This window comes from Streptosporangium nanhuense, assembly GCF_059358815.1.
Map to the genome: position 1 here is coordinate 1 of NZ_JCADBG010000011.1, position 22,167 is coordinate 22,167.

At 71.7% G+C, this 22,167-nt stretch carries 19 protein-coding genes; 8 read left to right on the top strand and 11 right to left on the bottom strand.

Annotated elements, in window-relative coordinates:
- Window positions 1-736: 736 nt before the first annotated feature.
- The 3 genes from AC5L38_RS21315 to AC5L38_RS21325 all read right to left on the bottom strand — a co-directional run bounded on the left by AC5L38_RS21315 (window position 737) and on the right by AC5L38_RS21325 (window position 4,714).
- Window positions 737-1,477, bottom strand: coding sequence for an isocitrate lyase/PEP mutase family protein (locus AC5L38_RS21315; protein ID WP_495244571.1), 741 nt, complete (start codon window positions 1,475-1,477; stop codon window positions 737-739).
- Between the two features lie 286 nt (window positions 1,478-1,763).
- Window positions 1,764-3,386 carry an ABC-F family ATP-binding cassette domain-containing protein gene (locus tag AC5L38_RS21320; RefSeq protein ID WP_495244572.1) on the bottom strand — a complete coding sequence of 541 codons (1,623 nt, stop codon included), beginning with the start codon at window positions 3,384-3,386 and terminating at the stop codon, window positions 1,764-1,766.
- 380 nt (window positions 3,387-3,766) lie between these two features.
- Window positions 3,767-4,714, bottom strand: coding sequence for a PLP-dependent cysteine synthase family protein (locus tag AC5L38_RS21325; RefSeq protein ID WP_495244573.1), 948 nt, complete (start codon window positions 4,712-4,714; stop codon window positions 3,767-3,769).
- Window positions 4,715-5,069: 355 nt separating this feature from the next.
- Between AC5L38_RS21325 and AC5L38_RS21330 the strand changes: the two genes are divergently transcribed.
- The 4 genes from AC5L38_RS21330 (at window position 5,070) to AC5L38_RS21345 (ending at window position 9,183) form a co-directional block, all read left to right on the top strand.
- The gene (locus tag AC5L38_RS21330; protein WP_495244574.1) at window positions 5,070-5,675 is read left to right on the top strand and encodes a TetR/AcrR family transcriptional regulator; all 606 of its coding nucleotides are present in this window, start codon (window positions 5,070-5,072) and stop codon (window positions 5,673-5,675) included.
- Window positions 5,676-6,179: 504 nt separating this feature from the next.
- Window positions 6,180-7,283, top strand: a complete 1,104-nt coding sequence (locus AC5L38_RS21335) for an aldo/keto reductase (RefSeq protein ID WP_495244575.1) — start codon at window positions 6,180-6,182, stop codon at window positions 7,281-7,283.
- Window positions 7,284-7,621: 338 nt separating this feature from the next.
- Window positions 7,622-8,299, top strand: a complete 678-nt coding sequence (locus tag AC5L38_RS21340) for a sulfotransferase family protein (protein WP_495244576.1) — start codon at window positions 7,622-7,624, stop codon at window positions 8,297-8,299.
- A gap of 230 nt (window positions 8,300-8,529) precedes the next feature.
- On the top strand, window positions 8,530-9,183 hold the full coding sequence (locus AC5L38_RS21345; protein WP_495244577.1) for a TetR/AcrR family transcriptional regulator: 654 nt from the start codon (window positions 8,530-8,532) through the stop codon (window positions 9,181-9,183).
- A 22-nt stretch (window positions 9,184-9,205) separates the two neighbouring features.
- Here AC5L38_RS21345 and nhaA read toward each other — a convergent pair whose 3' ends face one another.
- From nhaA to AC5L38_RS21375, 6 genes are all read right to left on the bottom strand, one after another.
- On the bottom strand, window positions 9,206-11,104 hold the full coding sequence (nhaA, locus tag AC5L38_RS21350) for a Na+/H+ antiporter NhaA (RefSeq protein ID WP_495244578.1): 1,899 nt from the start codon (window positions 11,102-11,104) through the stop codon (window positions 9,206-9,208).
- A 270-nt stretch (window positions 11,105-11,374) separates the two neighbouring features.
- Window positions 11,375-11,647: a hypothetical protein gene (locus tag AC5L38_RS21355; RefSeq protein ID WP_495244579.1), complete on the bottom strand. Its 273-nt coding sequence runs from the start codon at window positions 11,645-11,647 to the stop codon at window positions 11,375-11,377.
- Between the two features lie 187 nt (window positions 11,648-11,834).
- A complete protein-coding gene (locus AC5L38_RS21360; protein ID WP_495244580.1) occupies window positions 11,835-12,383 on the bottom strand; it encodes an NUDIX domain-containing protein in 549 nt (182 codons plus the stop codon).
- Entirely contained in the window at window positions 12,380-12,730 is a 351-nt protein-coding gene (locus AC5L38_RS21365; RefSeq protein WP_495244581.1) for a DUF952 domain-containing protein, read from the bottom strand. Before AC5L38_RS21365 ends, AC5L38_RS21360 begins: the two co-directional genes overlap by 4 nt.
- Before the next feature lie 146 nt (window positions 12,731-12,876).
- Complete coding sequence (locus tag AC5L38_RS21370; RefSeq protein WP_495244582.1) at window positions 12,877-13,467, bottom strand: GNAT family N-acetyltransferase; 591 nt, start codon at window positions 13,465-13,467, stop codon at window positions 12,877-12,879.
- 107 nt (window positions 13,468-13,574) lie between these two features.
- Window positions 13,575-13,901 carry a DMT family transporter gene (locus AC5L38_RS21375; protein ID WP_495244583.1) on the bottom strand — a complete coding sequence of 109 codons (327 nt, stop codon included), beginning with the start codon at window positions 13,899-13,901 and terminating at the stop codon, window positions 13,575-13,577.
- 143 nt (window positions 13,902-14,044) lie between these two features.
- On the opposite strand from AC5L38_RS21375, the gene AC5L38_RS21380 reads away from it, so the two are divergent.
- From AC5L38_RS21380 to fumC, 3 genes are all read left to right on the top strand, one after another.
- A complete protein-coding gene (locus AC5L38_RS21380; RefSeq protein ID WP_495244584.1) occupies window positions 14,045-15,007 on the top strand; it encodes a radical SAM protein in 963 nt (320 codons plus the stop codon).
- Window positions 15,008-15,269: 262 nt separating this feature from the next.
- The gene (locus tag AC5L38_RS21385; RefSeq protein WP_495244585.1) at window positions 15,270-17,021 is read left to right on the top strand and encodes an NAD-dependent malic enzyme; all 1,752 of its coding nucleotides are present in this window, start codon (window positions 15,270-15,272) and stop codon (window positions 17,019-17,021) included.
- A complete protein-coding gene (fumC, locus tag AC5L38_RS21390; RefSeq protein WP_495244586.1) occupies window positions 16,985-18,541 on the top strand; it encodes a class II fumarate hydratase in 1,557 nt (518 codons plus the stop codon). The genes AC5L38_RS21385 and fumC overlap by 37 nt, the downstream gene beginning before the upstream one ends.
- Window positions 18,542-18,569: 28 nt before the next feature.
- On the opposite strand, the gene AC5L38_RS21395 is transcribed toward fumC, so the two are convergent.
- Together AC5L38_RS21395 and AC5L38_RS21400 are read right to left on the bottom strand one after the other, a co-directional pair.
- Window positions 18,570-19,262 (bottom strand): HAD family hydrolase, encoded by a 693-nt coding sequence (locus tag AC5L38_RS21395; RefSeq protein WP_495244587.1) that lies wholly within the window; start codon window positions 19,260-19,262, stop codon window positions 18,570-18,572.
- Window positions 19,263-19,544: 282 nt separating this feature from the next.
- Window positions 19,545-20,744 carry a L,D-transpeptidase gene (locus AC5L38_RS21400; protein WP_495244588.1) on the bottom strand — a complete coding sequence of 400 codons (1,200 nt, stop codon included), beginning with the start codon at window positions 20,742-20,744 and terminating at the stop codon, window positions 19,545-19,547.
- A gap of 744 nt (window positions 20,745-21,488) precedes the next feature.
- Between AC5L38_RS21400 and AC5L38_RS21405 the strand changes: the two genes are divergently transcribed.
- Window positions 21,489-22,163, top strand: coding sequence for a response regulator (locus AC5L38_RS21405; RefSeq protein WP_389919760.1), 675 nt, complete (start codon window positions 21,489-21,491; stop codon window positions 22,161-22,163).
- The last annotated feature ends 4 nt before the right edge of the window (window positions 22,164-22,167 follow it).

The following is a 22,167-nucleotide window of genomic DNA, read 5'->3' on the forward strand; positions in this document are numbered from 1 at the left end:
GCGGGCCCGGCCGGGACGAGGACCGCTGCGAGGGCGATGACCGCCGCCATCAGCGCGCGTGGGAGTGCTGAGCGCATGACCAAGCTCCTTGTCAGACCTGAGACGACAACACTGTCATTCTGCGGGCCGCCAGGGGTTCGTCCGTAGTTTCCAGACCAAAAACATCGAGTAGCACGGCCTGGCGGCCGGGGGATGTCCTCCGGCCGCCAGTTCACTGTCAGATGCTTCGGTGTGGTCTCAGTAGTTCCCCACGCCTCCGCCGAGGCCGTGGAGCTGGTGGGCTCGCGCCTTGGACTCGCACTTTCCCATGATCCACCCCCACGTGTCGTTGCCGCCTTCCCGGTTGGACCGGTGGCCGAGGATCAACCCCCTGCGTTGTTCGTTCTCGCTGTACAAGGGCGATTAGGGCCGCTTGTCGGGTACGGCTACCGGCTACCGGCTACCGGCTACCGGCTACCGGCTACCGGAAGGCGACATCGCCGAGCAGAGCGAATGTGACAGGTCAAGCATGGTTTGGTGTGTTCGCCTGCCGGTGTCGAGCGGTTTCGGACACCTGGGAAGGTCCGCCTCACTCCCCTGCCGCATACGGGCGTACGGGCGGATCGTCCCGCGCCGTCTGGGCGACGGGCTTGCCGCTCCGCTTGGCGGCGGGGGCCGTCACCCCGGCGGACGTGCGGCCCGGCCGTGCGCGCATGGCTGGGTGCGGGCCGCGTCCGCGGGGTGTCCTGGGTGGCTGTCAGGCGTTGTAGGGGTCCTGGCCGGAGCGGATTCGGCCGGTCATGGATTTGAGGGCCTCCAGGGCCGTGAGGTAGGTCATCGGGCCGAAGGACACCCGTGCCACGCCGAGCGCGGCCAGCCTGCCCATGTCCATGCCGGGCAGGAAGGTGACGTTGACCGGTCCGTCGATGGCTTTGACGAGGTCGGCGATCGTCTCCTCGGAGGGGGCCAGGATGGGGAAGACGCAGTCGGCGCCGGCTTCGAGGTAGCGGCGGCCGCGTTCGGCGACCTCCTCCACCGAGGGTGAGCCGGTCAGGAACAGGTCGATCCTGGCGTTGATCACCAGGTCGGGGCTCGCGTCCCGCAGTGCCGCGATGCGGGTGGCTTGTGTGTCCACGTCGAGCAGCCTGCCCGCGTGGTGGTCGGTCTCCTCGATGTTGAACCCGGCCGCGCCGATGGCGGTGAGCCGTTCGACGAGTTGCGCGGGTGGCAGGCCGTATCCGGCTTCGGCGTCCACGGTCACCGGTACGTCCACCGCGTGGATGATCTTTGCTGCGATGTCCAGCATCTCGTCCACGGGGGCGCCCTCGTGGTCGTCGTAGCCCAGCATGGCCGAGATGGACGCGCTGGCGGTGGCCAGGGCGGGGTTTCCCGCCTGGGCCACGATGGTGGCGGAGGCGGCGTCCCATACGTTCGGCAGGATCAGCGGGTCGCCGGTTTTGTGCAGGTCGCGAAGCAGGGCGGTCCGGGTGTTCGTCATCGGCCGTTCCTTGTCGTCGGGGTCGGTGCGTCATAAGTACGAAGAATTCGGGCCTTTGTTTGTGACAGGACCGCGATGTGATTGGCGCCACAGCGGCCGACTCTCCGGGCGGTCGGTCGCCCGGGTGGCCGGGGTGAGCTTCCACGTCGAGGGTCGTCTTCTCCTCGCCGTCGTCGAGCGCCCCGGCATCGCCACCGCGCCCGCACAGAGTCCTGTACGGGCGCGGTGCCTTCGCGATCGCCTCGTCCGCGCCGGTGGGGCCGGTGTCGGTGCCTGCCCGGCGCCTTCACGGTTCGTGGGGCAGGCGGAGGTGGCGGCCCTGCCAGTGTGAGCGCAGCCAGCGGTCGTGGCTGGCGACGACGATCGCGCCGGGTCCCTCGGTGCCCAGCGTCGCCTCCAGCTCGTCGGACAGGCGGGGTGAGAGGTGGTTGGTGGGCTCGTCGAGCAGCAGCAGCTGGGGTGGGTCGGCCACCAGCAGGGCCAGCGCGAGCCGGCGGCGCTGGCCGACCGACAGCTCCCCCACCCGCAGGTTCATGTCGCGGGCGCCGAGCAGGCCGAGCGAGCGCAGGGGCACGGCTTCGGCGCGTTCGGTACCCAGTGCCAGCTCGTAGGTCTGGCGCACCGTGCGGCCGGGATGGTCGAACGTGGTGTCCTGGGTCAGCAGGCCGATGCTCAGCCCGTGCCTTCGCCGTAGCCGTCCCTGGGCGTCCAGGCGTCCGGCCAGTACCGCCAGGAGGGTTGACTTGCCCGCTCCGTTGGGGCCGGTGATCAGCAGCCGCTCCCCCGCTGCCAGGTCGAGCCGGTCGATCGAGAGCCGTCCGGGTACCCGTACGTCGCGTAGTGACAGCAGGGGCTCGTCGGGGGTGGTGGTGTCGGGGATGTCGGTGGACAGGGGGCGGGGGTGGAAGCGCAGGGGTGGCGGTGGGGCGGGGAGCTGGTCGCGTTCCAGTTCGGTGAGCCGGCGGGCGGCGTCGCGTACTCGCCGGGAGATCTGTTTTTGCACGCGTCCCCCGGCGTGCCCGTAGCCCATCTTCTCGTTGTCGCGTCTGAGTGCGTCGGCCGGTGTGCGGCGGGCCGTCACCGTGACGGCGCGGCGTAGTTCGTCGAGTTCTCGTTGCTCGTCGGTGTGGCGTCGTTCCCAGCGTTGGCGTTCGGCGTGCTTTTCCGCCAGGTAGGCGCTGTAGCCGCCGCCGTAGCGGAGGGGGCCGTCCATCGCGGGGTCGAGGTCGATCAGGTGGGTGCAGGTGGCGTCCAGGAAGGCGCGGTCGTGGCTGGCCACGATCACCACTCCGGTCATGGCGCGCAGCTGTTCCTCCATGAACGTCGCGGCGGCGTCGTCGAGGTGGTTGGTGGGCTCGTCCAGCAGGAGTGCCGTGGGGCGTCCGATCAGCAGGGCGGCCAGGGCGAGCCGTCCGCGTTGCCCGCCTGACAGGGAGGACAGGGGGCGTTGGTGTGGTGTGCCGCCGAGGCCGAGCCGGTCCAGGACGATCTCGGCGCGGCGGTCGGCGTCCCAGGAGTCGCGTCGCTGGGCCTGGTCGAGTCTGGTGCCGTACGCGTCGAGCAGGGTGTTGTCGTCGGGGTGTTCGGCGAGCGCCCGGGTGAGCCGGTCGAGTTCGGCCAGGTCCGTGCGGGCCTCGCGCAGGGCGTCGTCGAGGACGTCGGTGATGGTGGCTTTTTCGTCGAAGGGCGTCTCCTGGTGCAGGAAGCCCAGGTCGGCGGGCCGGGTGACGGTGCCGGAGTCGGGTTGGTCGGTGCCTGCCAGCAGGCGTAGCAGGGTGGACTTCCCCGCGCCGTTCTCGCCGATCAGCCCGATGCGCTGGCCGGGGGCGGCGGTGAGTGAGACGCCGTCCAGTACGCGGCGGGTGCCGAGGGTGCGTACGAGGTCGTGGGCGAGCAGGGCGTCGTTCATCGGCGGGCCTGGTGGTCTTCGGTGGCCGGGTGCCGTGTGCCGGTCGGGCTCGCGCCACCTGGGGCGACGTCGGGCCGGGGGAAGGAGCCGGGAAAGAGCGGGGTGGAGCGGGTGGTGGATGCGTCAGGCATGTGGGAGACCTCGTGCGTACGTGGTCCGGGCGTGCCGGAGCCGCCCGGCGCTGCGACAGGGATTCAGGCAGTGACGACCCGGCCACGTCGGCGGCGGTCGTGTGCGCCTGCCGGGGCCGATCGGTCTCCGGTCTCACCCGGAGATGTCGTCGTCGCCTGCCATGTCTGGTCTCCTAGTTTTCGGTCCCGCGCATTTTACATCGTTACGGTCGTCCGGTGGTGGTGGGCGTGTGGCGGGGGACATCGGCGTTATTCGTGGAAAAGGTCACCGCTGAGGTATTTGAGTCCGGTGTCGACGGCGACGGTCACCACCGAGTGGCCGGGGCCCAGCTCGCGGGCGAGTTCGATCGCGCCCGAGACGTTCACCGCGGAGGAGGTGCCGGCGAACACCCCTTCCCGCCGGGCCAGCGGCAGGGCCAGGGCGCGTGCCCGCTCCTCGTCGACGGCCCTGGCCTCGTCGTAGGCGTCGGATGTGAGCAGGGGCGGGATCATGCCGGTGCCGATGCCCTCGACGTGGTGCGGGCCGCCGTGACCTCGGGTGAGGATCGGCGAGGTGGCGGGTTCGAGCGCGATGACGCGGGCCGGGTGGCCTGCGGAGCGCAACGCGGCCGCGACGCCGGTCAGCATGCCCGCCGTGCCGACGCCGGCGCAGAAGGCGTCCACCCTCGCTCCCCCGGCGGCGGCCTGGTCGAGGATCTCGCGGCCCATGCGCTCGTAGCCCCGCAGGGCGTCGGTGTTGTGGAACTGGTCGGTCCAGAAGGCGTCCTGGCGTTCGACGATCCGGCCGACTTCTTCTCGCATGCGGTCGAACAGCGCCGGGGTGATCTGTCCTCCCTCGCTGGGCAGCACGGTCAGGTCGGCGCCGAAGGCCCGCATGGTGTGCAGTTTCTCGGGGGCGAACGCGTCGGAGGTCACGATCGACAGCGGGTAGCCCTTGACCGCGCAGACGAAGGCGAGTGAGGAGCCGGTGCTGCCGCCGGTGAACTCCACCACGCGGCGGCCGGGCCGCAGCGCACCGCTGCGCTCGGCTCCCTCGATCATGGCCAGTGCCATCCGGTCCTTGTAGCTGCCGGTGGGGTTGCCGCCCTCCAGTTTCACGAGGACCTGTGCCGCTCCTTGGGGTACGAGGTGGGCGAGCCGTACCAGCGGGGTGTCGCCGATCGTCTGGGTGACGGACGAGGAGATGGCCGGTGACATCGATGAGCTCCCGGGTTTCGTCGTGAAGTTGTGGTGGGGTTGTGGTGGGGGCGCGGGGTCAGCGCTCGGTCAGGCTCGGGATGTTTTCCTTGGTGAGCGTTCGCCGCGATCTGCCCTCGCGCGAGCCCCCGAAAGCACATACCTGGAAGTGGGCGGGGCTCCTGCCCCGGTGTCCTCGGCCGCCTCCTCACGGCCGCGTGCGAGCCCTGGTTGCGACGATATCGAAAGGGTCGGGCGCCGCCCGGTCGCGGGGGCGCGGGAGGTCGCCGGGGGGCGCGGGGCCGGTCGCGGCCTGATTCGTGCCGCCGGGCGCCCGCACTAGAGTGGGTCGGGAAAGTCCAGCCCTGGGGGTGCCATGCGCTCGCTGACCCGTAAGGGGGCCGCGACGCGCCGGCGCGTTCTCGAGGGGGCGGCCGCGCACATCCGCGAGTACGGGGTGGCCGCCACGACCCTCGACGACGTGCTGGCCGTGACGGCGACGAGCAAGAGTCAGCTGTTTCACTATTTTCCCGGTGGGCGGGAGGAGCTGTTGCTGGCGGTGGCCCGTTTCGAGGCCGACCGGGTGCTGTCGGACCAGCAGCCCCAGCTGGGTGATCTGACCTCCTGGCGCGGCTGGTGGCTGTGGCGCGACAAGGTCGTGGCCCGTTATCGCGATCAGGGCCGTGTGTGCCCGCTCGGTTCCGTCATGTCGCAGCTGGACGGCGGCACGCCCGGTGCCCAGGCCGTGGTCACCGGGCTGATGAGCCGCTGGCAGGCCGAGATCGCCGCCGGGGTGCGCCACATGCAGGGCATCGGCGAGATCGACCCGGGTGTGGATCCCGACCGGGCGGCGGCGGCCCTGCTCGCCGGTATCCAGGGCGGGGTCCTGATCCAGATGTCCACCGGTCAGACGACCCATCTGGAGGCCGCCCTGGACATGGGCATCTCCCATCTTCAGGCCGGTGGGCGGGCGCGGCCGTAGCGGGTGGGAGCCGCCGGTGCCGGTGGCGGCGCCCTCGGAGGGCATCACCTGTCCAGCCGGCGGCGATGCTTGTCGCGCGTTGATCACCTGTCAGGAAGGTGAGGGGCGTGAGGGACTCCCGGCCGGGCCGAAGGAGCGGCGGGTATAGGTTTGACCTGCGGTTATCCGGCTTTCTTAAGGCGGGGAGGCCGCGCTGCCGCGGTTCGTGCCGGTTGAGGCCGACGAGGGGTGCGCCGGGTCGCGGCTGCTCCACCCTCCTTTTTTTGGACTTGACAGTCCATTTTTTCGTGCGCAAGCTGATGAATGGACCGCATGGTTCAGAAAGGACGTGCTTCCGGCTGCCGCCCCGGCCCGCCCGGCTCGTACGGGCAGGCGCCACGGCCGCGAAGGCTCGCCCGTTGTCAACATCGGATTCCCGCCGGAGGGACGCGCGGGCCCCGGCGCCCGCGGGAACCGGCGAGGACCGCTCTGCTCGGCTCCGCTCACGAACGGAAAGTGACACCCATGTCTTTGGATCGCTACTACCTGCTGGGACGCTCCGGGCTGCGCGTCAGCCGGCTGGCCCTGGGCACGATGAACTTCGGCACCGGCGGTTTCCACGCCGCGTACGGCAAGACCGAACAGGAGGCCGGCGCCATCTTCCACCGCTACCTGGAGGCGGGCGGCAACTTCGTCGACACCGCGGACTTCTACACCGCGGGCGAGAGCGAGACCATCCTGGGCAACCTCGTCGCCGAGGCCAAGGTGCGCGACCGGGTGGTGCTCACCACCAAGTTCACCAACAGCGTCGAGGCCGGGGACCCGAACGCGGGGGGCAACGGCCGCAAGCACATGATCAGGGCGGTCGAGGCGTCGCTGCGTCGCCTGCGTACCGACTACATCGACCTGTTCATGCTGCACACCTGGGACCGGATCACCCCCGTGGAGGAGGTCATGCGCACCCTCGACGACCTCGTCAGGGCCGGGAAGATCCGGTACGCGGGTCTGTCGGACGTGCCGAGCTGGTACGCGGCGCGGGCCCAGACCTACGCCGAGGCCCACGCCCTGGAGCCGGTGATCAGCCTGCAGCTGCCCTACTCCCTCATCGACCGGGCGATCGAGACCGAGCACGTCGCGATGGGCCAGAGCCTGGGGCTCGGCATCACCGCCTGGAGCCCGCTCGGCGGCGGCTTCCTCACCGGCAAGTACCGCCACACCGACCAGGGCCTGGCCGGGGAGGGCCGGCTCGCAGGCGCGGACGGGCAGGCGCGGACGGAGCGGGAATGGCGGCTGCTGGCGACCCTGGAGAGCGTCGCCAGCAAGCTCGGGGTGACGATGGCCCAGGTCGCGCTCAACTGGGTCGCCACCCAGCCCGGCATCGCCTCGGCGATCGTGGGGGCCAGCAGCACCGACCAGCTCGACGTCACCTTGAGCGCGCTCGATTTCGAGCTGCCTGCCGAGCTGCGCGCCCAGCTCGACGAGGCCAGCGCCGTGCCCCCCGCGTCGGTCTACCAGATGTTCACGCCCGCCTACCAGAGCTGGCTGGTCAGCCCCGGCCTCAAGGTCGGTGACAAGCCGGCCGAGTACGCGCCGGTCGTGCGCAACTGGGTGCCCGAGGGCAGCGGCTGAGGGGGCGTCACCGGGTCACGGGCGCGCCGAACGGGCGCGCACGGTCCGCACGGTCCGCACGATCCGCCCGGTCCGCGCCGGCGCGGTGACCCGCCGCGGGGGCGAACCTTCCGGGGCGGCCTTGCGGGCGGGCCCATCGAGCGAACTCCCCTCAGGCGGGCCGGGAAGTCAGGCGGGCCGGGAGGTGAGGAGCCGGGTGGTGGCGGGCTCGCGGATCCGCAGGATCGCCCCCATGACCGGTCTGCCCCGTGACCGGCGGGGCTCCTCGCCGATCCTCGCCGAGGGTGAGACATTGCCGAGGTAGCCGCCGCGCGGTTTCCGGGGGAACGGCAGGGATCATGCGGGTCATCGGGGCAGGTTTCGGCCGTACGGGAACGCTCTCGCTCAAGACGGCTCTGGAGCGGCTGGGGTACGGGCCGTGTCACCACATGAAGGAGGTGCTGGAGCGGCCCGAGCAGATCCGCCGGTGGCTCGCCCTGGCCGAGGGGCGGCCGGTGAGCTGGGAGGACCTCCTCGGGGGCTACCACTCCTGCGTGGACTGGCCCTCGGCCGCCTACTGGCGCGAGCTCGCCGGGCACTTCCCCGAGGCCAAGGTCGTGCTCACCGTGCGCGATCCGCAGCGCTGGCTGGCCAGCATGAACGCCACCGTCCTGGCGCGGCGCGGCCACGGGCTTTCCGGCAGGGCGATGCGCGGGCTCTCCTCGCTGCTGGGCACCGACCTGGCCGCGTTCGCGAAGATGACCAGGCTCACCGTCCAGGAGCGGGTCTTCGGCGACTCCTGGGACGATCCCGCGCGGATGCTGAGGGTGTTTCAAGAGCACATCGACGAGGTCGAGGCGGCGGTGGCGCCCGGCAGGCTGTTGCGGTTCGAGGTCGGCCAGGGCTGGGAGCCGCTGTGCGGGTTTCTCGGGGTGGCGGTGCCCGAGGGCCCGTTCCCCAGGGTCAACGACAGCGCCGACTTCACCAGGAACGCCCGGGCGAACCTGGGCGCCATGCTGCTGCGGCGCAGCGGCTGAAGGCCCGCCCGCTGCCGAGGACGCCGGGCTCATGCCGCGCGCCGTCGAGGATCCGCTGCCCACGCTGCCCACTGCCCCGCTGCCTCCGCCGGCCCGCCCCGTCCGGGTGGGAGCCGGTCGTTCGCGGCGGGTGCGCCGGTATGGTGCTCGCGGGCCGCTTCCCCGCCCCACTATGTACACTCTGTACATATGTGTGGTCGCGCCGCGTGCGCGTTACCGGAAGGTGGACCGTGACGCACCCCAGCCCGCCCGCCCGACGCGGGCGCGGGCGCCGCCCTGCCGACCAGGTGCGCCAGGAGATCCTGCGGGCGGCCGGTGAGCTCCTGATGGCCGAGGGCATGGCCGGTTTCACCGTCGAGAAGGTCGCCGCCCTGGCCGGCGCGAGCCGGGTCACGCTGCACAAGTGGTGGCCCTCCAAGGGGGCGCTGGCCCTGGAGGGCTACTTCGGCGTGGTCGGCCCCATCCTGGCCTTTACCGACAGCGGTGACGTCGCCGCCGACCTCACCGCGCAGCTGAAGGCGTTCGTACGCCTGATGCGCGACACCCGGGCCGGCACCGTCGTGCCGCAGCTCATCGGCCAGGCCCAGACCGACCCCGGCCTGGCGGCCGTCTACCGGGAACGCTACTCGGGCCCGCGCCGGGCGCTGGCCGTGCAGGCCCTGGAGAGGGCCAAGGGGCGCGGCCAGCTACGGCCGGACCTGGATCCCGAGGTGGCCGTCGACCAGCTGTGGGGCGCCTGCTACCACCGGTTGCTCATCCCCGACCAGCCGCTGAGCGAGGAGTTCGCCGAAGCCCTGGTCGCCAACCTGCTGGGCGGCATCGGCTCGCCCGCTCCCCCGCCCGGCCCCGCGAAGGAGCACGCGGAGGACCGCGCGGGCAGGTGATCCCGGCCGCGGGGCTGCCCGGCTATCGCCGGGAAGGACCCAGGCCGGCCCGGGCGCGGGCCGACCGGATGGCCGCCGACAGGCTGTCGAGGTCGAAGGCGCCGTGGTGGCGCCGCCCGTTGATGAAGAACGTCGGCGTGCCGGACACCCCGCTGACGTCGGCGGAGTCGACGTCGGCGGCGATGCGCGCGACGGCGGCCGGATCGTGCAGGTCGGCGCGAAAACGCTCGACGTCCAGGCCGAGGTCACGGGCGTGGGCGATCAGGTCGGAGGGACGCAGGCGGTCCTGGTTGACGAGCAGGCGGTCGTGCATCTGCCAGAACGCCCCCTGCGCGGCGGCGGCCTCACCGGCCTGGGCGGCCAGCTGGGCCAGGGGGTGGACGTCGGTGAGCGGCAGGTGCCTCCACACGTAGCGGACGTCACCGAGGTCGGCCAGGACGCGGCGCACGACCGGTTCGGCCTGGCCGCAGTAGGGGCACTCGAAGTCGCCGTACTCCACGACGGTCACCGGCGCGTCGGCGGGGCCGCGAAGGTGGTCGCGGCCCGGGTCGACGGGAGCGGCCAGATCGACGATGGTCTCGGCGGTGCCCAGCAGGGCGCGGGCACGCGACTGCGCCGGGAGCGTCGCGGTCACGCGGGAGACGGCCCAGGTGAGCACGGGCGCGCACACCGCCGCGGCCAGGATGCCGAACTTGGCCTCCTGCAGCCGGGGGCCGTCGAAGGCCAGGGTGGCGATCAGCAGGGAGACGGTGAAGCCGATGCCGGCGACCGCGCCACCGGCCGTCACCGCGGCCCAGCCGACCGGCGGGCGGATGCGGCCACGGCTGAGCAGGGTGACCAGTCCGGAGGAGACGATGATCCCGGCGGGCTTGCCGAGCGTGTAGGCCAGCAGGATGCCCAGGGTGACCGGGGAGAGGACGGCTCGCGCCAGGAAGTCGCCGCTGAGGGTTATCCCGGCGTTCGCCAGGGCGAAGGCCGGGACGACGACGTAGCTCGCCCAGGGATGGTAGAGCTGCTGCAGCCGCTCGTTGAGCGAGACCGCCGAGGTGAGCCCTCCCTGGGCCGAGCGGGCCAGCTCGGGAGTCGGCTGCTCGCGAAAGAGACGGAACAGGTCGGTGGCGCGTTCCAGGTCACCGCGGGAGGCCGGGGAGGCGTAGGTCAGCAGTCCCATCGCCAGGCCGATGATGACCGGTTCGACGCCCGAGCGCAGCAGCGCCACCCACGCCGCGGCGCCCAGCAGGGCGTAGACGAATCCGTGGCGCACGCCGGCGGCGCGGACCGCCAGGATCACGGCGAAGACGGCCACCGCGACCAGCAATGGCACCGGGGTGACGTGCTCGCTGTAGAAGATCGCGATGATCGCCAGAGCGATCAGGTCGTCGACGACGGTGACGGTGAGCAGGTAGGTGCGCAGCCGGGAGGGCAGGCGGGATCCGAACAGGGCGAGCATGCCCAGGGCGAACGCGGTGTCGGTGGACATGGCGGCGCCCCAGCCGTGGACGGCCGGGGTGCCCGCGTTGAACGCGAGATAGATCGCGACGGGGACGATCATGCCGCCGGCGCCGGCGGCGAGGGGCAGGACGAGCCGCCTGCGCTCGCGCAGCTCCCCCATGTCGAACTCCCTGCGGGCCTCGAGCCCCACCACGAAGAAGAAGAACGTCATCAGGCCGGTGTTGACCCACTGGCGCAGGTCTTGCGAGATGCCCGAGTCCCCGACGGTGACCGACAGCGGCAGGCGCCAGAACCGCTCGTAGGCGAAAGGCGCGACGTTGGCCCAGGTCAGGGCGGCCAGCGTCGCGGCGAGCAGGATGACGGCGCTGCCGGTCTCGGTGCGCAGGAAATCGCGCAGCGGGGTGGTGGAGCCGCGCGCCCACACCGTCCGCGCGGGCGGCGGGGCGCCCTCCTGGGCGGAGGCCGTCATCGTCGGGTTCCCCTCGGGCGCATCGTGCTCTCCCCCGTGCCTGGTGGTCGCGCGTCGCGCGGGACGCGGGACCGGTGGATCAGGCGCCGCCCGGCCGGTTCGTGCCGGGCGTGACCTGCGGGCCGTGACCTGCGGGCGGGGGGCGGCGCTCTGGCGCCGGCGTCGGCCAAGGGTACCCAAGGGGCCGGCCCGGTCGTCCTTCCGAAGGGCTGGCAAGGGCGGGGGCGGTGGTCACCTCGGCCGGCGCCCGCCCGGGACGGCGGGGACGGGTCAGGGGGGCGGGGGTGAGGCCTTGAGTTTCCTGACGAAGCGGGCCGAGGCGCGGTGGCTCATGCCGGTCTCGCCCCGGACCAGGAAGACGGCCTGGTCGAACTGGTCGGTGGCTTTGAGCTCCAGGAGTCGCTCGACGAGCTCGGGGCCGATTCCCCCGCCGACCAGGGCGTTTCTGGGGCGCTGGGCCGCCCGCACCGCGAAGACGATCAGGGCGATGACCGCCGCCACGACGACCGCCGTCAGGAGGAGGATGACGATCGGGTTCGACATGGGCTGAGCGTACCGCCGCGAGGTCGTCGTGTGGGGGTGTGATCACCTGTTTTCGAGGGATTCGAGGGAGATGTGGTGATCGGCCGATGCGTGGAGGTGGTGATGCGGCGCCGGTCGTGCCCGGCCGGCCTTTTTCCGGCCCTTTCCGGCCCTTTCCGGCTCCGAGGGGGCGTGCGAGGCCGGTCTCTCAGGCCGCCCCGCGCAGCAGGAGCATGGCGTAGGCGGCGATCGAGTTGCTGTCGGTGATGGCGCCGTTCAGGATCATCCGCTCGAACTCGGCTCGCGAGACCCAGTCCTGGCGCATGTCCTGCTCGGTGTGCTCGCGATCGTGGGCGCCGGCGGTCAGGCCGGTGGCGAGGAAGATGTCGTAGTTCTGGCCCGTGGTGCCGTGCGCGTTGTCCAGGCGTCCCAGGTGGGTCATCGAGGTGGCTCGCAGGCCGGTCTCCTGGGCCAGCTCGGTGTGGGCGGTGAACAGGGGCGAGGGGCTGTCCTTGACCCCGCCCTGGGGGAAGTTCCAGGTGCGGCGCCCCACCGGGTAGCGGTACTCCTCCACCAGGTGGAACCCGTCGTTCTCCATGGGCATGACGATGGCGAAGTCCGGCACGTCCACGACACCGTAGATGCCGTGGGAGCCGTCGGGGCGCTCGATGCGGTCCTCGCGCACGCTGATCCACGGGTTGGTGTAGACGACCATGGAGTCGAGGGTGCGGATGGTCGGTCCGGATAGGTCGGTCATGCGCGGAGCCTACTGACAGGGCCGGAACCGGGCGGGGTGAACGGCTGGACGCCGGTCACCGCGGTGACCGGCAGCGGCCCGTAGATGTGGGGGAACGCCTCGGGCGAGTCGCCGGGCACCTCCTCCATGCGTACGTCGAGCCCGGCGGGGTCGACGCTGAGCAGTACGAGGGGGTCGGTGACGTCGCCGTAGAAGCGCTCCACGACCCCGCGCAGCTGCTCGTGGTCGGCGCAGGCGTGGATGAAACCGACGTCGTCGAGGGTGAGCCCGATGGTGGAGACGCGGTACTCCCCCACCTGCCGGGCGGCGTCCCAGTCGGAGGCCAGGGCGAGATGCAGAATGGTCATCGGATGACATGGTGCCCTGCACGCGCCCGTCGTTCAACCGGAGCCCCTCGGCGGGCGCGGGTCCGGGCCGCCCGTAGCGGGACGGCCACCGGTCGGGCTCATCGCCCGTCGGGCTCATCAGCCATGAGGCTCAGCGCCGGTGAGACTCACCGCCCGTGAGGTTCAGCGCCCGTGAGGTTCGCCGCCGGGCGCCACTCGCGGCGCAGGATGGCGTAGACGAGCTCGCTGGTCCACTCGCCCTTGACCATCTCGTTGTCGACGAAGTGGGCCTCGCGGCGCATGCCGAGTTTCTCCAGCACCCGGGCCGAGGCCTCGTTGCGGGCGTCCAGGCGGCCGGTGACGCGGTGCAGGTCCAGGCCGTCGAAGCCGAGCTCCAGCATGGCCAGGGCCGCCTCGGTGGCGTACCCCCTGCCGTGGTGGCCGGGGTGGAAGACGTAGCCGATCTCGCCGGTGCGCTGTGAGCGGCTGTGCCACATGAGCAGGACGTCGCCGAGCAGCTCGCCGGTGGCGGCCAGCTCCACCGCCAGGGTGAGGGACTGGCCCTCCTCCAGCAGCGCCGTCTCGTTGATCTTTCTTTCCAGCGCCTCGCGGGTCTGCTCGCGGTCGCGCGGCTCCCAGTACAGGTAGCGGGCGACCTGGGGCAGGCGGTGGATGGCGTACAGGGCGTCGAGGTCGGCCGGAGTGTAGGGGCGCAGGATCAGGCGATCGGTCCGTACGGGGTAGGAAGGCTTCAGCACCGGCTCAGATTAGGACAACCGCCGCGCGGCGGGCGAGGCGTTTATCCGGGGGCGCGGGTGCCGGCGCGCGCGTTCACCCAAAGGCGGGTGCGGGGGCGGCGGGGGGCTCAGTGGGCGCCGCCGGCCAGGTTGAGCACCACGACGCCGCCGATGATCAGGGCGATGCCCGCGACCTTGGCGAAGCTGATCGTCTCGCCGAGGAAGAGCACGCCGATGGCGGCGATGATCGCGGTGCCCGCCCCGGCCCAGACCGCGTAGGCGGTGCCGACCTCCATCTGCAGCTTGAGCGCCTGGGCCAGCAGGATGAACGCGGCGGCGTACCCGGCGACGACGAGGACCGACCAGCCCTTGTGGGCGAACCCGTCGCTCAGCTTGAGGGCGGTGGTCGCCACGATCTCCGCGACGATCGCTCCGGCCAGGATCAGCCACGCCATGATTCCCCCACTCCCCCCAAAATCGGTCTAAACATACCATTTTCCGTCGATCGTCAGCCGCCGGGTTCCCGCGGGCGGGGCCGTCCGGCGCCACGACCTGCCCGGCTTGCGAGGGGTGTCGAAAGCGTGTTCCACTGGGCCGCATGCCATGGGACGCGCCCGCCCTGCTCGCCGCGCCGCCCGACGTCAGGCCGCGGATCGAGCGCTCCGCGCTGACCAGGGTCCACGGGGCTCTGACCTGTTACGAGGTGCAGGCGCGCACCGCGCTCGACCGCACCCCCGAAGGCTGGGCGGTCAGTCCCTACCGGGGGTGCGCCCAGGCCTGCCGCTACTGCTCGGTACGCCGGGGGCACCGCTACCTGGGGCTGAACGCCGAGGGCGACTTCGACTCCCGGATCGTGGTGCGCACCAACATCGTGCGCAAACTCCGCGCGGAGCTGCGGTCGCGCTGGGACGGCGAGCACGTCACCGTGGGGGTGGGGGGCGACTGCTACCAGGGCGCCGAGGAGGTCTACCGGCTGATGCCCGGCCTGGTCGGCGCGTTGCGCGAGGCCGGGGCGCCGTTCACCGTGTTCACCAAGAGCCGGTTGATCCTGCGTGACACCGACCTGCTGGCCGCCACCCCGGGGGCCGGGGTGGTGGTCTCGATCGCCTTCGTCGACGACCGGATCCGCCGCAGCGTGGAGCCCGGCGCCCCCAGCGCGCAGAAACGCCTGGAGCTGGTGGCCGAGCTGAACGAGCGGGGGGTGGCGTGCGGGGTGGCGATGGCGCCGATCCTGCCGCTGCTGACCGACTCCCCCGACCAGCTCGCGGCCACCGTGCGCCGCGTCGCCGACGCCGGGGCCGTCAGCCTCGTCCCGCACGTGCTGCGCCTGCCCCCCGGCGCCCGTGAGTGGTACCTCGCCTGGCTGGGCGAGCACCATCCGGCGCTCGGGCCCCGCTACGCCGAGCTGTACGGCAGGGGCGCCGACGCCGAGCCCGGCTACGTGCGCAACCTCACCGGCCAGGTGGCGCGGCTGGCCGCCCGCTACGGGATGGGCCCGACCCGGCCCGAGCAGCCCCTGCCGCTGGCCCTGCCCCGGCAGGCCCAGCTCACCCTCCTGTGAGCCCTGCTTATGAGCCCTGCTTATGAGCCCTGCTTGTGAGTCCTGCTTGTGAGTCCTGCTTATGAGTCCTGCTTGAGCCCTGCCTGTGGTGAGTCCTGCCGCCTTCTCCACCGGCCTCCGGCAAGGACGGCTTTCAGAAAGGACATTAAGCGGCAAAAAGAACCTTTGTCCTGATTGTGGCGTTCTCCACCTTGCCCCGGGGAGGGCATAAACGGGGACGGGCCCGCACGCCGGGCGGCCGTCGACGGGCGGGGAGGACACCATGGGCAAGACGATGTCGCCGGGCAGAAGGCGGCGGCTCACCCGGGCGCGCCGCGGCTTCGCGGAGAACCCCGACGGGAGCTACACCACCCCGGGGCGCGGCCTGGAGGTCCTGGACAACCCGCTGCTGAACAAGGGCACGGCCTTCACCCCGGCCGAACGCCGGGAGCTGGGCCTGGACGGGCTCCTGCCGGTGGCGGTCGAGACGCTGGAGGAGCAGGCGCGCCGCGCCTACGAGCAGTATCTGGCGCAACCGGACGACCTGCGCAAGAACATCTACCTGACGGCGCTGCAGGACCGCAACGAGGTGTTGTTCTACCGGCTGCTCGGCGATCACCTGCCCGAGATGCTGCCGGTCGTCTACGACCCGACGATCGCCCGGGCGATCGAGGGCTACAGCCACGAGTACCGCCGGCCGCGAGGGGTCTACCTGTCGGTCGACGACGTGGCGGACGTCGAGCGGGCCTTCGCCAACCTGGGCCTGGGGCCCGACGACGTCGACCTGGTCGTCGCCTCCGACGCCGAGGAGATCCTCGGCATCGGCGACTGGGGGGTGGGCGGCGGCGCGGGCATCGCCGTCGGCAAGCTGGCCGTCTACACCGCCGCCGCGGGAGTCGACCCCGCCCGGGTCGTCGCCGTGGCGCTGGACGTCGGCACCGACAACGAGAAACTGCTCAACGACCCCCTCTACGTCGGCAACCGGCACTCGCGGGTGCGGGGGCGGCGCTACGACGACTTCGTCGACGCCTACGTCTCGGCGGCCACCGCCCGCTTTCCCGGCGCGATGCTGCACTGGGAGGACTTCGGCCCCTCCAACGCCCGGCGCATCCTGGAGCGCTACACCGCCCGCGTGCCCACCTTCAACGACGACATGCAGGGCACCGGCGCGATCGTGCTGGCGGCCATGCTGGGCGCCGCCCGCGTCTCGGCCACCCCCATGCGCGACCAGCGGATCGTCGTCTTCGGCGCCGGTACGGCCGGCATCGGGATCGCCGACCAGCTGCGCGACGCGATGGTGCGCGACGGCCTGGAGGTCCAGGAGGCCACCCGCCGTATCTGGGCGGTCGACCGGCAGGGCCTGCTGACCGACGACATGTCGGGCCTGCGGGACTTCCAGACCCCCTACGCCCGCCCGGCCTCGGAGGTCACCGGCTGGCTCAGGGACGCCAAGGAGAACGGGATCGGGCTGGCCGAGGTCGTCGGCCGCGTCCACCCGACCATGCTGCTGGGCACCTCCACCGCACACGGCGCCTTCACCGAGCAGATCGTGCGCGCCATGGCCGCCGCCGTCGAACGGCCCGTCATCTTCCCCATCTCCAACCCGACCAGCCGCATCGAGGCGATGCCCGAGGACCTGATCCGCTGGACCGACGGCCGCGTCCTGGTCGCCACCGGCATCCCGGTCGCCCCCGTCACCCACGACGGCCTCACCCACGTCATCGGCCAGGCCAACAACGCCCTGCTGTATCCGGGGCTGGGACTGGGGGTGATCGTCTCGCGCGCCCGGCGGGTCAGCGACGGCATGCTCCAGGCCGCGGCCGAGGCGGTCGGCTCGATGGCCGACCTCTCCTCGCCCGGCGCCTCCCTGCTGCCCCCGGTCGGCGCCCTGCGGGAGGTCTCGGCCACCGTCGCCGTCGCCGTCGCCCGCCAGGCCGCCGCCGAGCACCTGGCCCGCGTGGACCTGCCCGACCCCGTCCAGCAGGTGCAGGACGCGATGTGGCAGCCGTGCTACCGGCCGGTCAGGGGGGCCTGACGGTGGCCGCCCGCCATCCGCGGCGCGTGAAGGAGAACGCGCCCACGATCCTCGACGTGCCGATCGGGCTGCGGGCCTCGGGCACCCGTACCGAGAGCGACTCGATGGGTGAGATCCAGGTCCCGGCCGACCACTACTGGGGCGCGCAGACGCAGCGGTCGCTGATCCACTTCGACATCGGCGAGGACCGGATGCCCAAGGCCGTCTACCACGCCTACGGTGTCGTCAAGAAGGCCGCGGCCCTGGTCAACGGCGAGGCCGGGCGCCTGCCCGGCTGGAAGGCCGACCTGATCGGCCGGGTCTGCGACGAGGTCGTCGCCGGGGAGCTGGACACGGAGTTCCCGCTGTACGTCTGGCAGACCGGCTCCGGCACCCAGTCGAACATGAACGTCAACGAGGTGATCTCCAACCGGGCGATCCAGCTGCTCGGCGGCCGGCTCGGCGCCAAGGAGCCGATCCACCCCAACGACCACGTCAACATGGGGCAGTCCTCCAACGACACCTTCGTCACCGCCATGCACATCGCCGCCGCCCGGGCCGCCACCGGCCACCTGCTGCCCGCGCTGGCGCGGCTGAGGCAGGCCGCCGAGGCCCGCAGCCGCAGGTGGGAGCACGTGGTCAAGATCGGCCGCACCCACCTGGAGGACGCCACGCCGCTGACGGTCGGCCAGGAGTGGTCGGGCTACGCCGCCCAGCTCCAGGACGCCGAGGACGATCTGCGCCACGCCCTGGCGGGGGTGTACCGGCTGGCGATCGGCGGCACGGCGGTGGGCACCGGGCTGAACGCGCCGCCCGGGTTCGGGGACGCGGCCGCCGCGCGGATCGCCGCCCTGACCGGGCTGGCCTTCACCGGCGCCCCCAACGCCTTCGCCGCCCAGGCCTCCTGCGACGCGCTGGTGCGTTTCTCGGCGGCGCTGCGCACCCTGGCGGTGCCGCTGTTCAAGTTCGCCAACGACATGCGCTGGCTGGGCTCGGGGCCCCGTACGGGCCTGCGCGAGCTGGTGCTGCCCGCCAACGAGCCGGGCTCGTCGATCATGCCGGGAAAGGTGAACCCGACCCAGGCCGAGGCGGTGCTGATGATCTGCGTCCAGGTCGTGGGCAACGACACGGCGGTCTCGATGGCGGGCGCGGAGGGCAACTTCGAGCTCAACGCCTTCCGGCCGGTCATCATCGACAACGTCCTACGCTCGGTGCGGCTGCTGGCCGACGCGATGGACCACTTCCGCGTCTATCTCGTCGAGGGCGTCCGGCTCGACACCGCCAGGCTGGCCGACAACGTCGAGCGCTCGCTCATGATGGTCACCGCGCTCAGCCCGGCCATCGGCTACGACAGGGCCGCGCGCATCGCCCACCGCGCGCTGCGCGAGGACCTCACCCTCAAGGACGCCGCCCTGAGATCGGGCGTCGGCGAGGCCCTCTACGACAGGGTCGTCGATCCCGAACGCCTCACCCGGCCCGGCGTGGCCGCCGCCGACCCCGCCGACCCCGCCGACTCCGCGAACCCCGCGCACGGGAGCTGAGGCCGCGCCCACAGGACCCCCGGAACCGTCAGAAGTGGTCCAGCAGCTCGGGGAACCTGCCCAGCCGCAGCACCCGCTCGTCGCCGGGGTCGAGATCGGTCTGCTCCAGCGCCCAGGTGTGGTCGTTGGGGATGAACACCGCGTTCATCCCCGCCTGCCGGGCGGGAAGGATGTCCGACTTCGGGGAGTTGCCGATCATCCAGGTCGTCGCGGGCGCCAGCGCGTGCTCGCGGGCCAGCCACCGGTAGATCCCGACGTCCTTCTCGGCCACGATGTGCACGTCGCGGAAGTGGTGGGCCAGCTGCGAGGCCTCCAGCTTGCGCCGCTGCTCGTCCAGGTCGCCCTTGGTGAGCAGGAGCAGCTCGTGGCGCTCGCCCAGGGTCGTGAGCGTCTCGGCCACGCCGTCGACCAGCTCCACCCGGCGCTCGACGAGGGCCAGGGCCAGCTCGTCGATGCGGCGACGCTCGGCCGCGGTCGCGGGGCGCTCGCTCAGCCGCTCGAAGCACTCGCCGAGGCTGCGCAGGAACATCGTGCTGCCGTAGCCGTGGGTGACGGCGTTGGCCGCCTGGATGTCGTCGAGGAGGGCGCGGATGTGGGCCCGGTCGAGGGTCGGATGCGCCAGCCAGTCGAGGAAGTCCTCGACGACCCGCTCGAACAACACGTTGTTCTCCCACAGCGTGTCGTCGGCGTCGAAGATGAGCACCTGCTCCTGGAGCCTCACACGGTCCTCCCCCGAGAACGTCCCCACCGGCGGCGCCCCCGCGCCGCCGTCGTGTTCGCCGCACACGCTACCGCGCCCGCCCGGCCGGGCGCGGCCCGTTTCCCACCATCCCCGCACCGCCCGGGACCACCGGTCCAAGGCCACCGGCCAGGGCCCGCACGCGAGCCGCCGAGGCCGGGACGGGGCCGGTCCGGGACCGGTCGAGGGGTCAGGCCAGGTCAGGGCGCCAGGCGGGGTGGCCTGACCCGACCTGACCTGAGCGGTGGGGCGGCGCCGGAGCGGTCAGGCCCGGGTCAGGGCGCTGCCCTTGCGCCATTCCTTGAACGACAGCTGCCAGAAGCCCCAGCCGTTGTTCCACTCCATCTCGCGGTTGGTCCCCCTGATGGTGATCACGTCGCCGCGCTGGACCTGGTCGTAGTACCACTTGGCCTGGTCGGGGCGGGAGTTGATGCACCCGTGGCTGACGTTCTGGCGTCCCTGGGCCCACACGTTGTTCAGCGCGTGCACGTACTCGCCACTGTTGGAGAAACGGACCGCGTGATTGATCATCAGGTCGTAGTAGCCGGGGTCGCCCTTCTTGCGGCCCGGGGAGATCATGCGCTCGGGGTTGGCCTTGCCCATCGCCAGGTGGACACCGCTGGTGGTGGTGTACTCGCGGGTGCTGGCGTTGCCCGCGCTGATCAGCATGGTCTGCACGACCTTGCCGTCCCGCTTGACGATCATCTTGTGCTTGCGGGTGTCGATCGTGGCGATCTGGGCCGCGCCGATCCGGATGACCTTGGTCATGTCCTTCACGCCGTACATGTCCTTGCCGCCCTGCACGCCCTTGAGGCGGGCGGTGAAGGTCACCTTCTGGTGCGGCTGCCAGAATTTCGCGGTCCGGTAGATCACGGTTGTGTCGTTGATCCACCGCCACGCGCCCTGGGCCGGCTTTTGCGCCTTGACCTCCAGGGCCTTCTCCACCCCGGCCTTGTTGGCGACCTGCTGGTTGAAGGTGACGATGATCGGCGCCCCCACGCCGACCTTCTCCCCCTTGATCGCCGGGGTGACGTCCGCCACCTCGAGCTCGTGCTTGGGCTTGAGCGTCCTGAAGGAGCTGCCGGCGGTCGTGCCGTCCACCGCCCGGACCGAAACGCTGTAGTCGCTGTCCGGCATCATGGGCGTGGAGGAGATCCACTTCGTGCGCTCGGCGTCGAAGTCACCCGCCAGCTCGCGGCCGCCGCTTTCCACGGTGACCTCCTCCAACGCCCCGTTGGAGGCCGCGACGACGACCTTCTTGTCCGGGCGCACGGTCTTGCTGCCCTTGGCCGGGCTGATCCTTATCTCCGTCACGGCCGGGGCGGTGGCGGAGACGGCGCCCGATCCGGCGCCCGGACCGGGAGAAGCCTCCGGGGCCGCCCCTCCGGAGCAGGCGGTGACGAGCACCGCCGCGGTCGCCAGGGCCAGACCGGCCAGCGGCGTCCTGAGGTATCGGCGTTCCACGATCAGCACAATTTCTCTCCCCAACTACAGCAAACTGCTCTTAAAACACTAATAGGAGATGCATGATGACTGAACATGGTTGCGCCTGATTTGGTAACGTTTCGGTCTCTTCCTAAAGTCAAAAAAAGGCCAACCGGCAGTCAGGAAAAGGCAAAACGACCAGGTGGGTGCCCCCTTGGGCGGATCTCGGTGAGAGCGCGGCATCGGGTACGCGAGATCGCGCCGCCGCAGGTCAGCGCTTGACGGTGGTCGTCGTGGCGCCGAAGTGGCCGGGTGGGGGGCGACGCCGGGGCGGAGTTCGCCGTGACGCACGGCGGCGCGGAGGTTCTCGCGGCGGATCTCGCCCGTCATGAGCAGCGGCCGTACCGGCGCCTCACCGGGGTGGGGAACGGCGCTGTGGCGCGGATCGGGCCCGGCGCGCCTTTCCCGTAGAACGCGGGCACCGTCACGGCCGAAACGGGGGCGACCGGCCGACGAGCCGGGACGGGATGCCGCCCGGATGAGCACGGACGGGCACGGACGGGCACGGATGGGTGTGGATGGGCGCGGATGGGTGCGGTGCCGACGAACTACGATTGGCGCCGCGGGTCACCGTCCGCCGATGACGGCCACCGCCGGCGAGGCCGTGACACAACCATGACATGGCGAAGACGAGGCGGGCACACGGGCGGCCGACAGTGAACAGGGTTGACCGGCGGACGGGTCGCGGGCGAGTTACGGGGGCGTGCTGTGAAACGCGGGGGCGTGTCGCGAGTGTTGCTGATCGAGGACGACCCGGCCGTGCGGGAGGGCCTTGAGCTGGCCCTGACCTTGCACGGCTACCGGGTGCGCGCGGTGGAGTCCGGCGAGCAGGGGCTGGAACGGCTGCGCACGGACCTTCCCGACGTCGTCGTGCTCGATCTGATGCTGCCCGGCATGGACGGGTTCGAGGTCTGCCGCCGCATCCGGGCCGCCGGCCAGCTACCGATCATCATGCTGACCGCGCGCGGCGACGACATGGACGTGGTGGCCGGGCTGGAGGCGGGCGCCGACGACTACGTGGTCAAGCCGGTGCAGCCCAGGGTGCTCGAGGCGCGCATCGGCGCCGTGCTCCGGCGCATCGGCCGCGACCAGGCCGAGCTGGAACGGCACGGGGACCTGACCATCGACCGGGCCGGGATCGTGGTCGCCAGACGCGGCGTGCCGGTGGACCTGGCCCCGACCGAGCTGCGCCTGCTGCTGGAGCTCTCCGGCACCCCGGGCCGGGTGCACAGCCGCCAGCAGCTGCTGGAGTCGGTGTGGGAGCACGGCTACTTCGGCGACTCGCGCCTGGTGGACGCGTGCGTGCAGCGGCTGCGCGCGAAGATCGAGGACGACTCGGCGGCACCCGTCTACGTGCAGACGGTGCGTGGGTTCGGGTACCGGTTCGGGCCGGTGTGAGCCG